This window comes from Paenibacillus sp. FSL P4-0081 (genome assembly GCF_000758565.1).
Taxonomy (GTDB): Bacteria; Bacillota; Bacilli; order Paenibacillales; family Paenibacillaceae; genus Paenibacillus_AQ; species Paenibacillus_AQ phytohabitans.
Map to the genome: position 1 here is coordinate 2,963,572 of NZ_CP009280.1, position 18,324 is coordinate 2,981,895.

The 18,324-nt window shown below is 49.3% G+C and carries 20 protein-coding genes and 1 tRNA gene; 16 read left to right on the forward strand and 5 right to left on the reverse strand.

What is annotated here, in order from left to right; all coding sequences use genetic code 11:
- Positions 1-51: 51 nt before the first annotated feature.
- From P40081_RS12395 to P40081_RS12415, 5 genes are all read left to right on the forward strand, one after another.
- Positions 52-621 carry a xanthine phosphoribosyltransferase gene (locus tag P40081_RS12395; RefSeq protein ID WP_042135769.1) on the forward strand — a complete coding sequence of 190 codons (570 nt, stop codon included), beginning with the start codon at positions 52-54 and terminating at the stop codon, positions 619-621.
- 107 nt (positions 622-728) lie between these two features.
- A complete protein-coding gene (locus P40081_RS12400) occupies positions 729-1,046 on the forward strand; it encodes a hypothetical protein (RefSeq protein ID WP_039309077.1) in 318 nt (105 codons plus the stop codon).
- A gap of 131 nt (positions 1,047-1,177) precedes the next feature.
- Complete coding sequence (locus P40081_RS12405) at positions 1,178-1,396, forward strand: hypothetical protein (RefSeq protein WP_042135771.1); 219 nt, start codon at positions 1,178-1,180, stop codon at positions 1,394-1,396.
- Positions 1,397-1,520: 124 nt separating this feature from the next.
- Positions 1,521-2,312, forward strand: coding sequence for an SDR family oxidoreductase (locus tag P40081_RS12410; protein WP_042141010.1), 792 nt, complete (start codon positions 1,521-1,523; stop codon positions 2,310-2,312).
- Complete coding sequence (locus tag P40081_RS12415) at positions 2,309-2,986, forward strand: AlkZ-related protein (protein ID WP_042135773.1); 678 nt, start codon at positions 2,309-2,311, stop codon at positions 2,984-2,986. Before P40081_RS12410 ends, P40081_RS12415 begins: the two co-directional genes overlap by 4 nt.
- 512 nt (positions 2,987-3,498) lie before the next feature.
- Here P40081_RS12415 and P40081_RS12420 read toward each other — a convergent pair.
- The gene (locus P40081_RS12420; RefSeq protein ID WP_042135775.1) at positions 3,499-3,957 is read right to left on the reverse strand and encodes a YhjD family protein; all 459 of its coding nucleotides are present in this window, start codon (positions 3,955-3,957) and stop codon (positions 3,499-3,501) included.
- A gap of 189 nt (positions 3,958-4,146) precedes the next feature.
- On the opposite strand from P40081_RS12420, the gene P40081_RS12425 reads away from it, so the two are divergent.
- Positions 4,147-4,230 (forward strand) — tRNA-Leu (locus P40081_RS12425).
- Between the two features lie 227 nt (positions 4,231-4,457).
- Here P40081_RS12425 and P40081_RS12430 read toward each other — a convergent pair.
- Positions 4,458-5,009 (reverse strand): TetR/AcrR family transcriptional regulator, encoded by a 552-nt coding sequence (locus P40081_RS12430; protein WP_042135777.1) that lies wholly within the window; start codon positions 5,007-5,009, stop codon positions 4,458-4,460.
- A gap of 280 nt (positions 5,010-5,289) precedes the next feature.
- Between P40081_RS12430 and P40081_RS12435 the strand changes: the two genes are divergently transcribed.
- From P40081_RS12435 to P40081_RS12475, 9 genes are all read left to right on the forward strand, one after another.
- Positions 5,290-6,252 carry an alpha/beta fold hydrolase gene (locus P40081_RS12435; RefSeq protein WP_042135779.1) on the forward strand — a complete coding sequence of 321 codons (963 nt, stop codon included), beginning with the start codon at positions 5,290-5,292 and terminating at the stop codon, positions 6,250-6,252.
- A gap of 29 nt (positions 6,253-6,281) precedes the next feature.
- Positions 6,282-7,913 carry an amidohydrolase family protein gene (locus P40081_RS12440; protein WP_042135781.1) on the forward strand — a complete coding sequence of 544 codons (1,632 nt, stop codon included), beginning with the start codon at positions 6,282-6,284 and terminating at the stop codon, positions 7,911-7,913.
- A gap of 163 nt (positions 7,914-8,076) precedes the next feature.
- Positions 8,077-8,280, forward strand: a complete 204-nt coding sequence (locus P40081_RS12445; RefSeq protein WP_042135783.1) for a helix-turn-helix transcriptional regulator — start codon at positions 8,077-8,079, stop codon at positions 8,278-8,280.
- On the forward strand, positions 8,277-8,699 hold the full coding sequence (locus P40081_RS12450; RefSeq protein WP_042135785.1) for a hypothetical protein: 423 nt from the start codon (positions 8,277-8,279) through the stop codon (positions 8,697-8,699). Before P40081_RS12445 ends, P40081_RS12450 begins: the two co-directional genes overlap by 4 nt.
- Before the next feature lie 54 nt (positions 8,700-8,753).
- Positions 8,754-9,410, forward strand: coding sequence for a hypothetical protein (locus P40081_RS12455; protein WP_042135788.1), 657 nt, complete (start codon positions 8,754-8,756; stop codon positions 9,408-9,410).
- A 235-nt stretch (positions 9,411-9,645) separates the two neighbouring features.
- Positions 9,646-10,986, forward strand: coding sequence for a hypothetical protein (locus P40081_RS12460; protein ID WP_039309061.1), 1,341 nt, complete (start codon positions 9,646-9,648; stop codon positions 10,984-10,986).
- Positions 10,987-11,087: 101 nt separating this feature from the next.
- Positions 11,088-13,220, forward strand: coding sequence for a hydantoinase/oxoprolinase family protein (locus tag P40081_RS12465; RefSeq protein WP_042135793.1), 2,133 nt, complete (start codon positions 11,088-11,090; stop codon positions 13,218-13,220).
- Positions 13,221-13,292: 72 nt separating this feature from the next.
- The gene (locus P40081_RS12470) at positions 13,293-13,985 is read left to right on the forward strand and encodes a hypothetical protein (protein ID WP_231575412.1); all 693 of its coding nucleotides are present in this window, start codon (positions 13,293-13,295) and stop codon (positions 13,983-13,985) included.
- On the forward strand, positions 13,972-14,640 hold the full coding sequence (locus P40081_RS12475) for a GntR family transcriptional regulator (protein WP_039309052.1): 669 nt from the start codon (positions 13,972-13,974) through the stop codon (positions 14,638-14,640). The genes P40081_RS12470 and P40081_RS12475 overlap by 14 nt, the downstream gene beginning before the upstream one ends.
- A 95-nt stretch (positions 14,641-14,735) precedes the next feature.
- Here the strand turns inward: P40081_RS12475 and P40081_RS12480 are convergent, their stop codons facing one another.
- The 3 genes from P40081_RS12480 to P40081_RS12490 all read right to left on the reverse strand — a co-directional run bounded on the left by P40081_RS12480 (position 14,736) and on the right by P40081_RS12490 (position 17,025).
- Complete coding sequence (locus P40081_RS12480; RefSeq protein WP_042135797.1) at positions 14,736-15,884, reverse strand: DUF2812 domain-containing protein; 1,149 nt, start codon at positions 15,882-15,884, stop codon at positions 14,736-14,738.
- The gene (locus P40081_RS12485) at positions 15,881-16,246 is read right to left on the reverse strand and encodes a PadR family transcriptional regulator (RefSeq protein WP_231575337.1); all 366 of its coding nucleotides are present in this window, start codon (positions 16,244-16,246) and stop codon (positions 15,881-15,883) included. Before P40081_RS12485 ends, P40081_RS12480 begins: the two co-directional genes overlap by 4 nt.
- Positions 16,247-16,338: 92 nt before the next feature.
- Complete coding sequence (locus P40081_RS12490; protein WP_042135799.1) at positions 16,339-17,025, reverse strand: DUF7002 family protein; 687 nt, start codon at positions 17,023-17,025, stop codon at positions 16,339-16,341.
- A gap of 77 nt (positions 17,026-17,102) precedes the next feature.
- On the opposite strand from P40081_RS12490, the gene P40081_RS12495 reads away from it, so the two are divergent.
- A complete protein-coding gene (locus P40081_RS12495; protein WP_197074353.1) occupies positions 17,103-18,011 on the forward strand; it encodes a GNAT family N-acetyltransferase in 909 nt (302 codons plus the stop codon).
- Positions 18,012-18,324: the final 313 nt, after the last annotated feature.

Sequence of the window (18,324 nt, forward strand, 5' to 3'; positions counted from 1 at the left end):
GGTATTACAGTGGAACGTCTGGAATTATAAAGGTAATGGAGGTTCAAGGTCATGGAAATATTGAAACAGCGGATTTTGGAGGAAGGGGTCGTCATTTCGGATCAGGTGCTGAAGCTGGACGGTCTGCTCAACCACCAGGTTGATCCGATGCTGACGATGGAAATGGGACGGGAGTTTGCCCGCAGATTTGCTGAGGCTGGAGTGACACGAGTAGTTACCGTGGAGTCTTCGGGTATTGCCGTGGCATTTGCCACCGCTTATGAGATGAAGGTGCCGCTGGTCTTTGCCCGGCGCAAAAAAACGCTGCTCGCTGATCCCGATGCCTTATGCGAACGGGTGCCGTCTTTTACCAAAGGGATTGTCACGGACATTATGCTGTCCCGCCAATACATCTCGGAGAATGACAAAATCCTATTTATCGACGATATTATCGCCAACGGAGACGCCGCGCGCGGCCTGATCAAGATTATCCAGCGTTCCGGCGCTGAACTTGTGGGTCTGGGCGTAGTGGTCGAGAAAAGCTTCCAGGCCGGCGCCCGCACAATCCGGGAACAGGGTATCCGTCTGGAGTCGCTTGTCGATATTACCTCACTTAGTGAGGGAACGATTACTTTCGGGTAAGATTTAAGTGACAAATACAGGAACATAGCCTATTTTTGAAACATCTGCTTTTCACCCTATAAGTTTTCCTTTATAATAAAAATAGACATGAGAGAGGAGGCGTCACAATGGGGAAAGAACCGGTGACAGAGCAATTTTTTATTGATAAACTAACCGAGGCTAAGGATCACTTCGAACGTGCGCTGGATTGCAAACACACGGAGTTCGACGATTTGTATCCCTATATGATCGAACATCCTCAGTTTTTCTGGTACAAACGCTACGTAGCTTGGTCGGAGCTTCTGACAATCACAAGTTTGTGTGAAGAGCTGTCCTTCAACTGGAGACAGAAATTCACGGATCATCAGGTAGAATATCTGGAACAACGGGTGATGTCCGCTAAAGTTCTTGACTTCTGGTTTGAGAAGAATGAAGCGCTGATATAAGAACTTCATAAGACATACAGACTTACCCAAATCGTAACTAGACCCGGATGATTTATCATTTGGGTCTTTTTCATGATTCGATTTAGGCAAATATTGGACAAGCTAAGGACAGAGAGGGGAGTAGAACAATTATGATCAGTGATGAACAGCTGGATGCCTACCGGATTTCCGGTGAAAAGATACGTGTTGTGCGGGATGGACTGGAGAGCAATGATGTCAAGGGGATTGTGCTGGCCTGGGATGAGTCCCAGGTAATGATCCGGCGTCCGAATAAGCGTGTTGTGAAGCTGGACCGGAACTACCTGTATCAGCCGTTCAGCGAGCCGAGACCGGAAGCAGATACTTTGTAAAAAGCAAACGGGATACGCTAGATGCCGTTTTTAAATACAGCTTTACACTCAGCTGAGTACGCTGCAGAGCGTACTTTTGCTGATTATGCAGGACCCTTACATTGAACTGCCTAAGGAGGAGCATATGAACCATCAGAATAAAATCTCTGTCGTCACCGGCGGTGCTAACGGAATTGGACGCTGTATTACAGAGGAGCTGCTGGAGGCGGGAGCGGCGGTTGCCTGTATAGATACCGATCTTGCGGCCGGACGCTGGCTGGAGGAGCAGTATGGGGCGGAGCGGCTGTTTTTCTATCCGGGAGATATTGCTGAGCGTTCGGTCATTGAGGATTTCACCGCACAGGTTATCAGCAGATTCGGACACGTAGATTACCTGATTAACAATGCCTGCATCAGCAAAAAAGGACTGCTGTCGGAGTGCAGCTACGAGGATTTCGAATATGTGCAGCGGATCGGGGTAACTGCGCCATATTATTTGACACTGCGGCTTAAGGAATATTTCGCTCCGGGAGCGTCCATTGTGAATATTTCTTCAAGCCGGGAGCGCATGTCCCAGCCGGATACGGAGAGCTATACTGCCACCAAAGGCGGCATTGGTGCGTTGACCCACGGCCTTAGTGTAAGTCTGGCCGGTAAAGCGAGGGTGAATGCGATCAGCCCCGGTTGGATTGATACCACTGCCTATCATGGTACGGGAGAAGCAGCGGACCCGGTTCATTCGGAGCCGGACCGGCTGCAGCACCCGGCCGGACGTGTAGGAGCACCGCCGGATATCGCTGCTATGGTGCTTTTCCTGTGCAGTGATGCTGCAGGATTCATCAGCGGGGAGAATATAAATATCGATGGCGGTATGTCCAAGCTGATGATCTACCACGGGGATGAAGGCTGGACGTATGAACCGGGAGGTCCGTTATGAAGCTGCCTGTAATTAAGAATGCGCGGGAGTTAGCCGATCTGGTGCGTGAGATAGGTTTCCTTCCTTTATTCCGCTGTGAGATTGATGGTTTCTCCCTGCAGGAATGCACGCCTGCGGGCTACTGGTTCGTGAAGGATGTGGAAGGGCCGTGGGAATGGCGCGAGGAAGTTGCCGCAGGGGGCGAGATCGCTTATGCGAAGCTTTTTAACAAAAAAGCCGGGTTTATCAGCAAAGCGTGGTACCCTGACTTCGCCAATTACCGCAGGGACGGATACGACTTCGACGCCAGATATGATGATGGACTAGCCTCCATGCCCAGCAAACAAATTATGGATGTGTTAATGGAACACAGTGAGGGACTGCTCTCCAATGAGCTTAAGCAGCCGGCCGGCTTCGGGAAAAACGGGGCCAAGGGCTTCGATACCGCAATGACGCATCTGCAGATGCAGACCTATATTACAGCGAGCAGATTCGAATACAAGCAGGACAAAGAAGGCCGTCCGTACGGCTGGGGAGTCGGGCGGTATGCGATGAGTGAGCATGTATACGGGGAAGAATGGGTCACCTCGCGTTACGCTGATAAGCCCGCGGAATCGAAATCACGGATTGCTGAGCATGTGGCGAAGCTGTTCCCGGATGCGGGGATGAAGGAGATTGAAAAGGTCATTAAGTAGAGGAGCGCCGCGCCCGATACAGATTGAATTTTTGATTTTTTCGAATTTGGGGTTGCCGTGGCTACAGAGAATAGGTGAACATCCGGCTGCTATTGCCACAAATATTTCTTATCCCGATATTTGTACCGGAGATCACATTGCTTATTAAAATCCTGCACAGAATACAACATTTCCCTCCGTAATTCGGCCCTAATCCAAAATTGTTGTATAAAAGGCAACATCTCTCTTTGTTCTAGCGGTTTGGTGGAGGAATTGTTGTATTTCATACAACAATCTGTCCGAATGCCCAGGTATCGAGGTATCAAAGTTGCAATACGTACAACAATTATGCCTATGTAGTGTTAATTTAACAATCTCAGGCTCGCTCTGCGGACAACGGGACAGGTATGAGGAAATGGAATGGTTCCGCTTTTGTTCAAATTCAAACTATATGGAACCTCTAGGAAGTGTAGGTACACAAAGAGCCTCGTCCGGTAAATAGGACGAGGCTCTTTGCGGTAACCAGTAACGGTCTAGAACGACAAGGCCATCTGTTCCACCCGTTCTTCTCTGGGAAGAACGGAGGCAAGCTCGGCACCCAGCCCGAGATAAGCGCGCATGCGCAGCATCATTTCGTTGCGGAAGCCGGGCCAAAGGATATGGATATCCCCGGAGTATCCCCGGCAGGTATACTCGGCCGTAACTCCGCGCTGATCCTGGCGGATGGTATTGATCTTCAGCTGATGCGAAGTAAGCTCACGGGTAACCTCCTGCAGCATCAGCGAAGTCTTCTTCGTGGCGCTGGAGACGAGCTCCATGTAGAGCTGTGGAGTCTTGAAGAGACCGCTCTTACCAATAACTCGGCAATCGCGCTCAAACACTTTATGGATAAACGTTAGCAGCAGATAGCTTCTGACAAGGGACAATTCGTCTTTGGTTATATCTTCAGGAAGTGTTGGTGTGATTAGGGTGTTTCTCTTGGTAGTCGCCATATAAATCACCTCATTTATAGTATGCGAACCTTTGTTCTCATTATACATCTTTTGGGTAAGTAAATGCAATATTCATCTTGAAAATTATTGGAAATAATCAAAAATTAAAAAAAAGATAAAAAGGTTGACTCTGAAATCCCAGCATGATAAGATCTATCTTGTGACTGCGTAAGCAAGTCAACTTAATATGCGGTCATGGCGGAATTGGCAGACGCGCTGGCTTCAGGTGCCAGTGATAGCAATATCGTGGAGGTTCGAGTCCTCTTGACCGCATCATATTTAATAAATACAGGTTCTGAATCGGCTGTTTATAGCTGGTTTAGAGCCTGTTTTTTTATGGGCAGATAGCTGAGGACGTTGCTCATCCCTTGGGCCGATGATACTTATGCCATTCCCGAAAGCTCCCCCTTATCCAAGAGGCGTCCCCTCCAATGCAGTGACGCTACCTTTCATATTCAACATTTCCCATAGTTCTATCTCATGTTGGCCGGATAATCCAATTACGATTTGAATACCGGCTGTTTGCCGAATAGATCGCTCAGCGTGCTGGAAATATCCTGCGAATCATCTTCACTAAATTGAGTGATTGCGACCCTTAGCGCAGTAAAGAGCATGGCTGCCCGGATGTGTATGAAATACTGCCAGCTCCTGTCGTCCATACCAACAGCTTCTTTAATAAAGTTCAGTTTTTCTCCGATTACAAAGGATAACCGGGTTTGAAACTCCCCATACAGATTTGCTTTTACCAAGGATAAAAAGAGAGCTTTTTGGGGAAGCCAGATATCAAATAAAGCTTTAACTACTATACTGGAATCGGTATGCGGCCCCATACGCCGGATTAATTCATCGAATACTGACTCCATTTGGTACAGCACAACATCTGATTTATCGTCAAACAGCCGATAGAAGGTTGCTCTGCCCACGCCGGACGTGTTGATAATCTGTGTGATGGAGATATCTTTATAATCCTGTATTAGCATCAAATCTTCCATGCCTTTGCAAATAAGTTTTGCGGATTGTGTTTTTCGCTTATCCTTTCCGATACGATACATTACGCTCACTCCTGTTCCACTTCTGCATTTCGGGTTTTTTTCATTTGTATTTATGATACATTTGTATCACAGTATTGTTTTTTTTAGCAAGCTGAAATTGATACCGATTAGTCGTCATGCACAGTGATTAGTTGTACTAGGGAGTGGAAAAGATGCTGTTTGCAGCGGGAGCCAGGCTGAATTTGTGGACACGTCCATCAAAATGAATTCTCAAGTCTTCCGGGCATCGGCAGACCGAATTCTATCCAGCATAGGTATACACAAGTGGAGGAGTGGCTCTATGAATAATTCATCGCTTATTCTAAAAGATAACGATCCCCGCGTCCTCAAGGCACGGAATGCAGAACAGAAATTGCTTGATTATTATCAGCTTGACGCGGAAATCCGCCACATTCCGTTCGGCAATTTCGGATATACAATCAGAGTGACCGAGATTGGACACGGAGAGCCTGTTGTTCTTGTTCCCGGCAATACCGGCGATACCTTCCCGCTGATTCCCTTGATGGCCCATTTGACCGGCCGGCGTATAATCGCCATCAACCGTCCGGGCGGTGGAATGAGTGACGGCATGGACCACCGGAATATTAACTTCAGAGAATTTGCGGTTCAAACGGTTATAAGTGTGTTGGACGAGCTCAAGCTTGACCGGGTTCCGATTATAGCTCATTCCATCGGCGGGCACATGAGTATTCTGACAGCGATCGACCGTCCGGAACGTGTATCCAGTCTTGTACTGCTAGGCGTACCAGGGAACCTGATTAGCACAAGACCGCCGGCCGCGCTGCGTGCACTTTCCATACCTGGTCTGAACAATGTCCTGTACAAGCTGGTTATGTCCAAGAAACCGGATAAATCGTTGGAAAGCCTGCGTTTTATGGGGCATTCTGAGGAAACACTGGAGAAGCTGCCCAGTGAACTCGCAGACTGCTACTATTATTTTCAACAGCTTCCCAACTATAAAATTTCGAGTCTCAGTCTCATGCGCCGTATTAACACCATGTGGGGCTCTCAGCCGGATGTCATGCTGCAAAAAGAAGAGCTGAATCGTGTGCAGCAACCAACGATGTTCCTGTGGGGTACAAATGATCCGTTTGGCAGCATTGACATCGGAGAGGAGGTTGCCTCTTGTTTTCAACGGCCGGAGTTTCATGCCTTGCAGAATGCCGGGCATCTTCCGTGGCTGGATAAGCCGGAGGAATGTGGTTCGCTTGCCATGAAGTTTATGGAACAGTGCAGATCTTGAAATCTTGATAAAGAAAGGGAGGGCTTGCGATGGAGCAAAATACAAAAAGAAAACTTCTAAGCACCATCGGATTTGGGCTATTATTTGTTCTTGTTTTTGGAATTGTACTAGTGTTGATGATCAGCAGTGATGAACGCTGGTATGGTTATCTGATTCTGGCTGCCTGCGCCGGCTTCCTCATTACCCTGAGAAGAATGAAATTATGGCATGGATGGCGAGTTCCGCTATATTGGATATTAGCGCTTGTCATCGTATGGAGCGGCTTGTATGCTGGCCAACCTTCGATGAATATTCAGCCCTACACCGCTATGAATCTGGAACAACCAAGCGTTCCATATCAGCTATTGCTGAATCATGTAACCATTGTGGATACACAAAACGGTCAATTAACCTCTAACATGAGCATCCTGACTAAGGATGGGACAATCATCGACATTGCACCGGCTGGAAGCATTAAGACAGGCGAAGACACGAAGATTGTTGAGGCCACCGGGAAGTATGCGGTGCCCGGGTACCTGAACATGCACATGCACGTGCTGGGAGATGAGAAGACCCCTGAAGTTATGTCTCTGCTGCTTGCTAACGGTGTTACCGGCTTCAGACAGATGAGTGGTTCAGCCGACCAGTTGAAGGAATGGAGAGCCGGTGCCTATACCAGTTCTACGGAAGAGCCGGCACTGCTCGCGATGCCTGGCGATGTGTTAACACCGATCAACGCGCCTACGCCAAAGGTTGCAGTGGAATTCGTTCGAGAGCAGCAAAAGGAAGGGGCTGGCTTTATAAAAGCGGGGGCTGTTACACCAGAAGTATTTGATGCCGTCCAAGCGGAGGCGAACAAATTAAATCTTGCGTTTGTAGGCCATGTGCTTCCGGATTTGGACTTGAAGGAGGCTTCGAAAAACGGATTTTATAGTGTCGAACATTTCGGAATCAACAACGGGGCGCTAATCTCTACCTCAACTGATGAGAACAACTTGAGAGCAGAGGCCACAGGACTTCCCTCCATCACGTCAAATCCAGTCTTCGTGCAATTCATGAAGATAAAGGGTGTTAGAGATTTTGTGAACGAGCAAGTCGTCAAGTTAGCTATTGAGACTTCCGGGGGAAAAGAGGATTCCGCAGTACTGCAACATTTGATTGACACTTACAGTGAAGAGAAGGCCATTCAGCTTGCCGGTGTATTCGTTGAAAACAACACATGGCAAACCCCGACTCTGGTACGTATGCATTTAGGTCTATTCTCAAATGATAGTGATCCAACCATTGCACAAGGGCTCTACGATCTTTATTTGAAATTGGCAAAGACCTATGATTCCAAAGGCGTTAAGATGATGGTTGGCACAGATGAAGGCGGCGGAGTTAATTGGCGTAATGCAGGTAACTCTATTCATCAGGAATTTGATGAACTCGAAAAAGCGGGTATCTCACCTCTTCACGTTCTCCAAATGGCTACCCTTAACGGAGCGGAGTTTCTGGGGCGTTTGGATGATATGGGCACAGTGGAGGCAGGTAAGAATGCGGATTTAGTGATATTGGATGCCAATCCCTTGGAGAGTGTTCAGAATCTTCATAAGATAGATGCTGTTATACGTGCAGGTTCTTATCACGGACAAGAAGAGCTGAATTCTATTAAGAAAAATGAAAGGCCAAGTGACAACTGAAGGAATACGAAATCGATAAACTCCGGCATAATTACCCGTTAGGGGTATTTTATGCTTTTCTTTTTGTGTGAATAAACATAGAATGATGGAAAGTACGCTTTACATATTAGAAAGTGAGTGATACTATGATGGAAAGTTAACTTTACATATGCGAGGTGAAGGTATGGATAACAGGCTGGAGCAGCTTCGGAAGGAGCGGGGAATTAAACAGGAAGAGCTGGCTGAGGCGCTGGAGGTCTCCAGACAGACTATCGGTTCGCTTGAGAACGGGAGGTATAACCCGTCCATCATTCTGGCCTTCAAAATCGCCCGCTATTTCAAACTGGCCATTGAGGATATTTTTATCTATGAGGAGGAATCCGAATGAAGGTGAACAAGAAGATCTGGCTGTTTTCTTTTCTGCTGCTGCTTGGGGGGATTCTGGCTGCTGCCGGGCTTCTGACGATGAATGAAAGTACAGAGAGACTAGCCGGGTTAGGTCTTGGTATAGGCTCGGGGCTGTTCAGTATGAGTGCCGCCCAGCTTATCATTCAGTGTTATTATGCCAAGCACCCCAAGCTGAGGAAGCAGGCTGTCATTGAACTGCGCGACGAACGCCATACGGCCATCCGGATGAAAGCGAAGGCCAAAGCCTTCGATGTTATGATTGTGGTTATGATTGCGCTGCCGTTTCTGTTCATATTTGGCGGGACCGCTCTGTGGGTAGTGCTGTCGACCATCGGACTATATGTTTTCGGCTGTTTCCTGCAGCTGTTCTACATCCGTAAGTACAGTAAGCAGATGTAACCGGACTAGTGGAAGAGTAAGACGATGTTCTATATTTGACTGGAGGAATTTCTGATGGATGTGCCTGTTAAGAACAGGATGCATTGGGAGTTAACCTATATTTTCCTGCTTACTGGTCTCATCATACTGCTGGCAGCTGCCGTTCGCGGATGTTCAGAGCAGATGGCTGTTGCAGGATTTGCAGCAGCCATAGCGCTAAATTGTTGGGTCTGGAAGCAGACTGTCAGCCGGACTGTGGTCTATTTGCATAATGGCTTGAACATCATCTGTGCAGTTCTGCTGGCGTATCTGCTGTCAGCCTACGTATTCGTCTCGGACAGTACGGTCATTGGTGCTGCCTTCGGAGTTGTAGTCATGGATGTGTTCAGCTTCACCAAGAGAGGCGGCTTCACGCTCAACGCCAGATTAATGGAGCGTAAGAATACAGCCGCCCGTCTATCGGTCTGCCTTCCGGTTCCCGGGAAGCGGGGGCTCATTCCGGTCATCGGTACAGGGGATCTAGTCTTCTATTCATTGCTGACAATAGTTTCCCTGCAATCCGTCAATAGAGCAGGACCACTCTTTGCAGTCTTACCTGTCCTGGCAGGCCAGCTGCTGAACCTGGCAATTATTGCGGCCTTGAAGAATAGAGCAGGCTTCAAAGGGTTTCCTGCTACCCTAATGCCGGGCTTGCTGTTTATTGCTGTAGTTCTACCGGGCATTCAGCCTTAATAAGCAGCACCCAGCCCCTGCGGCCATGCCGCGGGGGCTTTCTCTGTTCGTGCTGAAAGGCTGCCGTTCTTACCCGCGCCTGACTTCAAAAACAGCTGAAATTCGCAGCGCAGAATTGTATTGACGCCCGAGCAACTAACATGTTAATATTTTCCCGAGACAAACTAACATGTCAGTGAGGCTATATAGCATGTTAGCATGTTATTCATATATTCCTATTACAGGAGGTTATTTTGTGGCTAATGTTGTAATCGGTTTCATTATGGTTTTATCATTTTTTGGATTGGTGTGGTACTGCGTCAAGGGGTATAACCTCATGGTGGGCTTCTTCGTCATGTCGGTCCTGTGGACCTCGATTGCCCTGATCGGCAATTCTATTCATCCAACCTCCGTTATGGAGGGCAAGACCTTTATTGATGTCCTGACGAACGTCTTCCAGACGGGTCCGGAGAACTACGGTAAAGCGATTCTGGTTAACATCTTCTTCGGCGCCTTCTTCGGCAGAGTCTTGATCGACACAGGAATTGCTGCAACGCTGATCCGTAAGGTGGTAGAGCTCGGCGGAGACAAACCAAGAATTACGATGTCGCTCTTATGTATTGTTACTGCGGTAATCTTCACCTCTATGACCGGTATCGGTCCGGTAATCTCCATTGCCGTAATCGTATTGCCGATCATGCTGTCGCTGGGTATTCCTTCACCGATTGCCTTGTTCTCCTTCATGGGCTCCATTATGGCGGGTATCTTCGGGAACATTGTTAACTTCAAGCAGTATCAGGCTATTTTTGCCACAGCCAATGAAAGTTATGCCAGCTACGACTACAATACATATTTCAAATTCGGCATGATTGCGATGGCTGTCTCCCTGATTGTTGTTCTGGTGGTATCTAACCTATCCATGAACAAGAAGGTCTCCCGTGCCTGGGCAGCCACTCCGGATGCCGGAGCTACGGTTGACGCCCCAGCAATCTCCTGGATTTCCATCATCCTGCCGGTAATCGGTGTGGTGGTGTTCAAACTCCCGATTATCTTCGGATTTATCGTTGCCGGTCTGTTCGCCTTACTGACCTGCGGCAAGTTAAAGGGTGGGTTTGCAAGCGTTTGCAGAATGCTGTCGAAGCAATTCGCGGACGGGGCTATCGATGTGGCGCCGATGATCGGATTCCTGCTCACCCTGTCCATGTTCAATAATGCGGCAACCTATGCTTCCCCTTATTTCAAAACCTTGCTCGACGGTGCAATGCCTCAGACGGCGTTATTGCTCTGTATCGTATTCGCCATCCTGACACCGCTCGGCTTCTTCCGCGGCCCGATGAACCTGGTCGGTTCCGGTTCGGCCATTCTGGCAGTAGTTGTGGCTACCGCAGCCTGGCCTGTACAGTTCCTGTATCCTTTGTTCGCCATCACTACAGTAGCGCCGCAGCATTTGGACGTTACCCAATCCTGGGTAGCCTGGGGCTTCGGATATACGAAGGTTCCGGCCAAGGAATATATGAAGATGTCCATTCCTACAGGCTGGATTATCGGGATTATTCTCTGCGCGATTGTATTCTTCATGTACGGCAATTTGGTGTAGCACCGCTTGTATCCAAATGAACCGGCTGCTGCGTCCCTGTCCGTCAGGAGCCGGTTATTCAACCTTCAGTACAATTTAATGAAGAGAAACGGAGAAATCATATGGGTAAAATGGTTAGAATGGGGATCGACGTCGGTGGAACACATACAAAAGCAGTTGCCATCGACAACGAAACACATGAAATTATCGGGAAATCGTCCGTCAAGACTACGCATGATCATGCGAGAGGTGTAGCCGCCGGTGTTGTGAAATGTTTTCAGAATTGTCTGAAGGAAAATAACATCAAGCCGGAAGATGTAGTCTTCGTTGCACACAGCACAACGCAGGCAACCAATGCGCTGATTGAAGGCGATATCGCACAGGTTGGCATCATTGGCATGGCTAAGGGCGGTCTTGAAGGCTGGCTGGCCAAACGTCAGACCAAACTGCAGAACATCGATCTGGGCAATAGCAAAGAGATCAAAATCTACAATAGCTTCATTAATATTAAGAAAATGTCCGAAGCCTCCGTGCTGCAGGTCATCGATGATCTTAAGCGTCAGGGTGCACAGGTGATTGTGCCTTCCATGGCTTTTGGCGTAGATAATGGCAGACCTGAAGAGCTCGTCTATAAAGAAGCTGAGAAAAAAGGCATTCCGACCACCATGGCATCCGATATCACCAAATTGTACGGACTCACCCGCAGAACGAGAACGGCAGCGATCAACGCAAGTATTCTGCCCAAGATGCTGGATACCGCCAATTCAACCGAACAGTCTGTAAGGGAAGCCGGCGTCCATGTACCTCTGATGATCATGAGAGGCGACGGCGGGGTTATGGAAATCAGCGAAATGAAGAAACGTCCTGTGCTTACGATGCTGTCGGGTCCCGCAGCCTCAGTTATGGGGTCTTTGATGTATCTGAGAGCCTCTAACGGTGTGTATTTCGAGGTGGGTGGAACCACAACCAATATCGGGGTTATCAAAAACGGCCGTCCGGCCATTGACTATTCCATCGTCGGCGGTCATCCGACCTATGTCAATTCACTGGATGTGCGCGTCCTCGGTGTTGCTGGCGGCTCCATGATCCGGGCGAACAAAAGCGGAGTAGTGGATGTCGGCCCCAGATCGGCACATATCGGCGGATTGGATTATTCGGTATTTACCGACCCGGACAAGATTAAGGGCGCCAAGGTGGAATTTTTCTCACCTAAGCCGGGTGATCCAGCAGATTATGTCGCCATCCGTCTGGAGAACGGGGAGCGTGTGACGATCACGAATTCCTGTGCTGCGAACGTGCTGGGCCTTGTGAAGCCGGAGCATTTCTCCTACGGGAATGTGGAAGCCGCCAGACGGGCGATGCAGGCATTAGCCGATTATTGCGGAACCACGGTCGAGGATATTGCGAAGCAGATTATGGAAAAAGCGTATGCGAAGATCGAACCGATCATCCTGTCGCTGGCCGAGAAATACAAACTGGAGAAAGACCAGATCTCCCTGGTGGGAGTTGGCGGGGGAGCCGCTTCGCTGATCGTCTATTTCTCTGAGAAAATGGGTCTGAAATACAGCATTCCTGAGAATGCAGAGGTGATCTCGTCCATCGGTGTTGCCCTGTCCATGGTGCGGGACGTGGTAGAGCGGATCATTCCGTCACCTTCCAAAGAAGTGATTGCCGCACTCAAAATGGAAGCGATGAACAAGGCGATTCAGAGCGGAGCCACTCCGGAAAGCATCGAGATCCATATCGATATCGATCCGCAGACCTCCAAGGTTACCGCGATTGCTACCGGTTCCACGGAAGTGAAGACGACCGAGCTGCTGAAGGAATGTGATGAAGCGGAGCTCCGCGAGCTGGCCGCGAAGGATATGCGTATTTCCATCGACCGGACACAGCTGCTTGAGAAAACGAGGTATGTCAGCATTTTCGGCGAAAAGGTTGAGAAGGCCGGTGAAGCGGGTGCAGTCCGCATTCTGGACACCAAAGGGTTCATTAAGGTGCAACGAGGCCGGGCTATGGCCCTTAAGACAACTGCCGGAGATTACCTGAATGCCGTCAAAAAGCTCTGGGAGGCTATGGCCGTCTACCAGACTGAACTGATTGCCCGGCCGGACTTCTATCTGTGTATCGGTGCCCGGGTGATGGACTTTACCGCTTCCGATTTCGAACAGCTGGAGCTGCTGATGGATATCGAAATTTCCACGTTTGAGCCGGATACGGAGGTTATCGTTGTCGCTGCCAATGTCAAGCAGAGCTGACGCTAATCTATTGAAATTATTCATAGCCATATTAATGAAGGAATGAAGAATGGGGGCAGCATGCAGGTGCAGATGAAGCTGGGTGTAATGATGCGTGATTTGCTGCAGGTAGAGGATGAGGCTTGGGGGCTGTACGCTTTTTCCAGGGACATTCTGAACCGGCGCATTCTGCCTGAAACCAAGACAGAGATGGTTGCCAAAGCTAATGCCTGCGGCAAAGCCTATGCACAGAGGATCATCCGTGAATACGGAACCCGTGATGTCCGCGTGATCGCGGACAAATTGAAGCTGAAGCTAGAATTTCAAAGTGCGCTTATGACAGGGAAACGTGTGCTATTTGCCTGCTATACCCCGCCGTACACAATCGAAATTATGGAGGAGCCTGTGCGCAGAGCGGCGGAGCTGGTCCAGGAGGAAGAGCCGGCGCTAGTTGAACTTTTTCAGCAAGCTGGTATAATGAATACTATCCTTGGACACGAAATTTTTCATTTTGTAGAAGACCAGTTTGCACATGAAATCTACACCCGGACTGAGAAGATTCTGCTATGGAACCTGCTTGGGTTCAAGAATTATTCTACAATACGCACCTTGAGTGAAGTAGGAGCCATGGCCTTTACACAGGAACTGAATAGACTCAGCTACCCGCCGTTTATTCTGGATGTTCTGTTGTATTACAGCTATGATGCTGCCAGTGCGGAGAAAATATATCGTGATGTACTAGGAGTGAGTTCAGGAAGGTGTAGGGAACCCGTTGAAGATTATTAATAACAGTAATTCACTAAATGATGTAACTTACAATAAAATAAGAGAAGACATCATGAATATGACGTTGGAGCCGGGAATGGATGTCAGTGTGCAGAAGCTCTCTGAACGCTATGGCGTAAGCCGGACACCGGTACGGGAAGCAGTAGTCCGCCTTCAACAGTCTGGACTGGTGGAAATATATCCTCAGCGCAAAACAGTAGTCTCCAAAATTGATCTGCAGCGGGTCCGCGAGGAATGGTTCATCCGCACATCGCTTGAATCTGCCGTGATTGATGAATTCATCCGCAAGTGCAGTGAGCTTGTAGCAGATACGATGCAGGAACTGATTAACAAACAGAAGAAATATATGGATAAGAAATATTTCCGGGAATTTTACTTCAAGGATAATCGTTTCCACCAGCTGATCTTTCAGACGGCCGGGGAAGAGCTATCCTGGTTCACGATTGAAGAGGTAGCCTCGCACTATAACCGTATCCGTCTGCTCTATGGCAAGATGGAGGGCGTGCAGCAATCCGATATTGATAAACATGTGAAGATGGTAGCGGCCACCCGCAAGCGTGACGTGGAGGGAATGCGCAAGATTGTGATGGAGCATTCCAATACATTGCTGGAACGGGTACAGGTGATGTCCAAGCAATATCCGCAATTCTTCTGAAATAAGGTAAAGTCTAAATGCTTAAGGCGTATCCTTGAAGCCTGCTCCGTTTGGAGCATGACTTCCGGTATACGCCTTTTGTTGCGGTGCAATAACTACAGCTTCTTAAGCCGCCGGTAATACAGCCAGGTTCTGCCTGCGAACGAGCCGAAGAGAAGGATACAGAGGAACATAAGTGAAGTATTCCATGCCCGGGAAGCGGTGATTCCGTCTTGCAGCATGCCGTCAATAAATGCCGTCACATTCAGGCTGTAGAGCAGAATCGTCGGAAGAAACAATGCTGTATAGCTGATGGCAATTTTACGGGCATGCTTCAAGCGGTGATACGGGTCACTGTAGATTTCCGGTTGTTCAGCACGATCCAACTCCTCCCGGCTCCAGAGGGTCCATTTCTGCAGAGAAGAGGATGAGCTATATACTTTATGCCAGCCTGCCTGCCGGTGCAGCTCGAAATACTCTTCATCGCCAATGACCTGATAGTCGGCGTGATACTTCATTATACGTGGACTGCCTTGGCTGAAATGGAACAGGGTGCCTCCAGGGCCGACTTTATACAGATTCCATCCCAGCCGTTCCTTATCCTCCAGCCATTCCTCCAGCCGGTCAGGAGCGTACATCCAGCCTAACTTCAACCTCTTCATCGTAACACCCGCTGGCTTCTGCGGATCGTGAGACTTCTTGAATTCCTCATGATTCAAGAGTAACCCCTTGCTGGCTGCCCGGAGTTTAATAATCGAATAGATTGCAAGTACGAGCAGGATCACAGCCAAGGCTGCTGCGGCCCAGGTAACCGCCCACATAGGGCTTTGCTGTACCTGAAGCGGAGCATCCTGGGTCAAGGAGAAGCTTAGAGCAATCAGCGGAATCATTGCAATGAGCAGCAAATAAAGAAGTATTCCCATAAAAATATATGAGATTGTGCGGTTTCGCCTCAAGACATCCTTGCGGGAAGGGTAGGCCTTAATCTGTGACGGCTGCCGATCATTCTCGTAGACGCTCCACTTGCCTTGCTGCAGACGCTTGCTCCAGCCTTCAGCAGCAAGATAGGAAGACATGGAAGGCTGGGAGGATGGAGCATAACCGATCTGATAGGTAAGCTGAACCGACTCATCCTGGCGGAATATAAACTGCCGCAGCAGCAGGTTCCACTCCGTCAGCACCCAACCCTGACTCGCCATATCGGCCAGCCAGGCTTCTGACTTGGGCAGGTCGTAGCTCCAGAAGGGCCGAAATACCCTTTTCATACAAATTCCTCCTCACTGGTAATGGCATTGCGGTGAAGTTCCTTTAATCTGCTGATTTCTGCGCGCATTACTGCTTTCCCCAGATCTGAAACCTCGTACACCGTTTTTCTCTCTTCATCAGCGAATACAACAATCAGACCATCCTTGTTCATCTTCGTCAAAGTTCCATATACCGTACCGGAACCCAGTCTAAGCCGTCCCTCAGACAGCTCATCCACATGCTTGATGATTCCATATCCGTGGCGGGGTATGGTTAGGGACAACAGAATATAGAAGGCCGTCTCTGTCATCGGCACGTACTTTTTCAGCACTTTATCCATTGTGGACAACACGATCACCTGCTTCGCCAGTTCATTGTGCATAACTCATGGCCTTCAATATAATATGTCTTGCCGTGACTATGTCATAACGTGACTATATCACGATGCGACATAAGTTTCAAGGCTAGCGGCAATTAATGTGTCGTCAGAGTCAGCGGTTGACATACAGGCTGCCAGATCTCAGGAACCAGCTGCGGTTCCGAACAATAAACCGTTTGCAAATACCGGCTGAGCGGGGATATTTGTCCTTCGACCAGCACTTCCTTGATCTCCGATGGTTTGGTCGGTATCGCCTGCCCGGTTGTTGACATGAACTCTGTAAGGGGCAGCAGCATCCCGCAGCTTTTGCGGTAGGACATCCGGTGCGGGAATCTGGGAGAGCTGCCGGAATCGTATTTGGACAGCTTGATCCGATCAAACTGATCGGTTAGCAGCTCGCTGGCGTCGAATTTTAGGATGGCAAAAACTTCGCCGGGCTCTCTGCGGGAATACATCGCCGCCATCGCCAGGCAATCCCGCCAGGTCGGCCACAAGAAGACATGTCGGTCAAGGCAGAGACGGAATTCTTCAGGGGTTGTGTCCGGGTCCATTGCTTCAGGTGTGATGCGCAGATGGGAATTCAGGACAACCGGCTGACCGGCGTATTCAATCTGGAGGGCTGTAGTTCTGCGTTCTCCGGCTGCATGATCTGGACTTAATACGGCTGGGGCGAATAATGCGTCAAGTGCAGCCATGGCGGGCAAATTCCGGGCCCGGGTGAAGTGGTATAACGAAGTGCGGAGCAGGCTTTTGGTAATGGCTGCAATCAGTGAATGTTTCATAGTGTTATTTTATCCTTTGCGCGAAATCAATATTTTGTTATTTTAGAAAAGGAAATGCTGAAAGGGAAAGGATGAGAATGATGAAAGCTGAAGCACTCGAACAGAGCAGAGTGGAGGCGTTTTTGAATTTTTGCCGGAAGCACCGGGACGAACTGGATGATTCTTATCTGATCGATGAGGAGCTTGCCGGATTCAGGCTTTCACCGGACCAACCTACATATATTGTTGCCAATTCCTCAGGTCAAATTACCGCAGCAGCCTCGCTCATTCTGAATGATTACAGCCGCAGAGGGCGCAAGGCCAGATTCAGAATCCTTCATGCGGACACCGCAGATGTGAAGGTATATCAGGATCTGCTGGAGGCGATTCTGCCCCATGCTGCCGGAATGGATAAGCTGAATCTGTTTATTCCCGCGGTAAATACTGCGGCGATGGAGGTGTTGGCAGCCGTGCGGTTTGCGGTGGAGCGGTATACTTATGTTCTCGTGAGAGAGGAGCCGCATATTCCTGAGGTCAGCCTGCCCGCCGGTTACGAGCTCATTCCCTTCCGCGCCGGATTGGATGAAGCCGTCTGGTGTGAAGTGCGAAATGCCGGTTTCGCTAAGCTTCAGGGCAACGAGACGCCCGCCACACCAGCGATGGTGAAGCAGATGATCAGCGGAGCCGACTATATCGAAGGCGGTTTACAGATACTGTACCATAACGGCAAAGCTGTGGGAATTGTACGCGGCTGCGCCGATGAGTATGGGGATGAGCCTGCCATGAGTATCGGGCCGCTGGCAGTATTGCCGGAGGCTCAGGGGAGAGGACTCGGCAGAATTCTGCTGCGGGCAGCACTCTGGTTCGCGGGAGAACAGTCGTATGCGCGCACCATCCTGTGTGTGAATGCAGAGAACGAACGGGCGCAGGCTTTGTATATTGGGGAAGGCTTCAAGCAGGCGGAAGCCCTTGCCTGCCTGGCTTACACGGTGAGTGAAGAAGGGTAGAGGGGGGATTGATGCTAGGAGTGGAGGCGCTGATTGTGGTAGCGAGAGATGCGATTAGTGATGTAGAGTTGAGATGCTGATCGCTCACATCAAACCGTGGCGGACTGTAGGGACCTTATTTTGCCGATCAGCCAATTTAGAGATGAAGCGGACTGAGAATCGCCTATTCAGCTTAGAACACCAGAATTAATCCCATCATTCAGCGCATAGCGGAATCTCAGTCCGCGAAGCCGGCAAAACAGCTGTTTTTCCCGAAATAACGGATTCTGAGTCCGGGTGGAACGGCTGTTTGTGCTGCCTATGTGCTGTTATT

Excerpts from the sequence above, each read along its gene's own strand:
- P40081_RS12485 (WP_231575337.1), bottom strand. The coding sequence starts at position 16,246 with ATGCACAATGAACTGGCGAAGCAGGTGATCGTGTTGTCCACAATGGAT.
- P40081_RS12495 (WP_197074353.1), top strand. The coding sequence starts at position 17,103 with ATGATGAAAGCTGAAGCACTCGAACAGAGCAGAGTGGAGGCGTTTTTG.
- P40081_RS12405 (WP_042135771.1), top strand. The coding sequence starts at position 1,178 with ATGATCAGTGATGAACAGCTGGATGCCTACCGGATTTCCGGTGAAAAG.
- P40081_RS12435 (WP_042135779.1), top strand. The coding sequence starts at position 5,290 with ATGAATAATTCATCGCTTATTCTAAAAGATAACGATCCCCGCGTCCTC.
- P40081_RS12410 (WP_042141010.1), top strand. The coding sequence starts at position 1,521 with ATGAACCATCAGAATAAAATCTCTGTCGTCACCGGCGGTGCTAACGGA.
- P40081_RS12430 (WP_042135777.1), bottom strand. The coding sequence starts at position 5,009 with ATGTATCGTATCGGAAAGGATAAGCGAAAAACACAATCCGCAAAACTT.
- P40081_RS12465 (WP_042135793.1), top strand. The coding sequence starts at position 11,088 with ATGGGTAAAATGGTTAGAATGGGGATCGACGTCGGTGGAACACATACA.
- P40081_RS12455 (WP_042135788.1), top strand. The coding sequence starts at position 8,754 with ATGGATGTGCCTGTTAAGAACAGGATGCATTGGGAGTTAACCTATATT.
- P40081_RS12490 (WP_042135799.1), bottom strand. The coding sequence starts at position 17,025 with ATGAAACATTCACTGATTGCAGCCATTACCAAAAGCCTGCTCCGCACT.
- P40081_RS12395 (WP_042135769.1), top strand. The coding sequence starts at position 52 with ATGGAAATATTGAAACAGCGGATTTTGGAGGAAGGGGTCGTCATTTCG.
- P40081_RS12445 (WP_042135783.1), top strand. The coding sequence starts at position 8,077 with ATGGATAACAGGCTGGAGCAGCTTCGGAAGGAGCGGGGAATTAAACAG.
- P40081_RS12470 (WP_231575412.1), top strand. The coding sequence starts at position 13,293 with ATGAAGCTGGGTGTAATGATGCGTGATTTGCTGCAGGTAGAGGATGAG.
- P40081_RS12420 (WP_042135775.1), bottom strand. The coding sequence starts at position 3,957 with ATGGCGACTACCAAGAGAAACACCCTAATCACACCAACACTTCCTGAA.
- P40081_RS12480 (WP_042135797.1), bottom strand. The coding sequence starts at position 15,884 with ATGAAAAGGGTATTTCGGCCCTTCTGGAGCTACGACCTGCCCAAGTCA.
- P40081_RS12400 (WP_039309077.1), top strand. The coding sequence starts at position 729 with ATGGGGAAAGAACCGGTGACAGAGCAATTTTTTATTGATAAACTAACC.
- P40081_RS12440 (WP_042135781.1), top strand. The coding sequence starts at position 6,282 with ATGGAGCAAAATACAAAAAGAAAACTTCTAAGCACCATCGGATTTGGG.
- P40081_RS12415 (WP_042135773.1), top strand. The coding sequence starts at position 2,309 with ATGAAGCTGCCTGTAATTAAGAATGCGCGGGAGTTAGCCGATCTGGTG.
- P40081_RS12450 (WP_042135785.1), top strand. The coding sequence starts at position 8,277 with ATGAAGGTGAACAAGAAGATCTGGCTGTTTTCTTTTCTGCTGCTGCTT.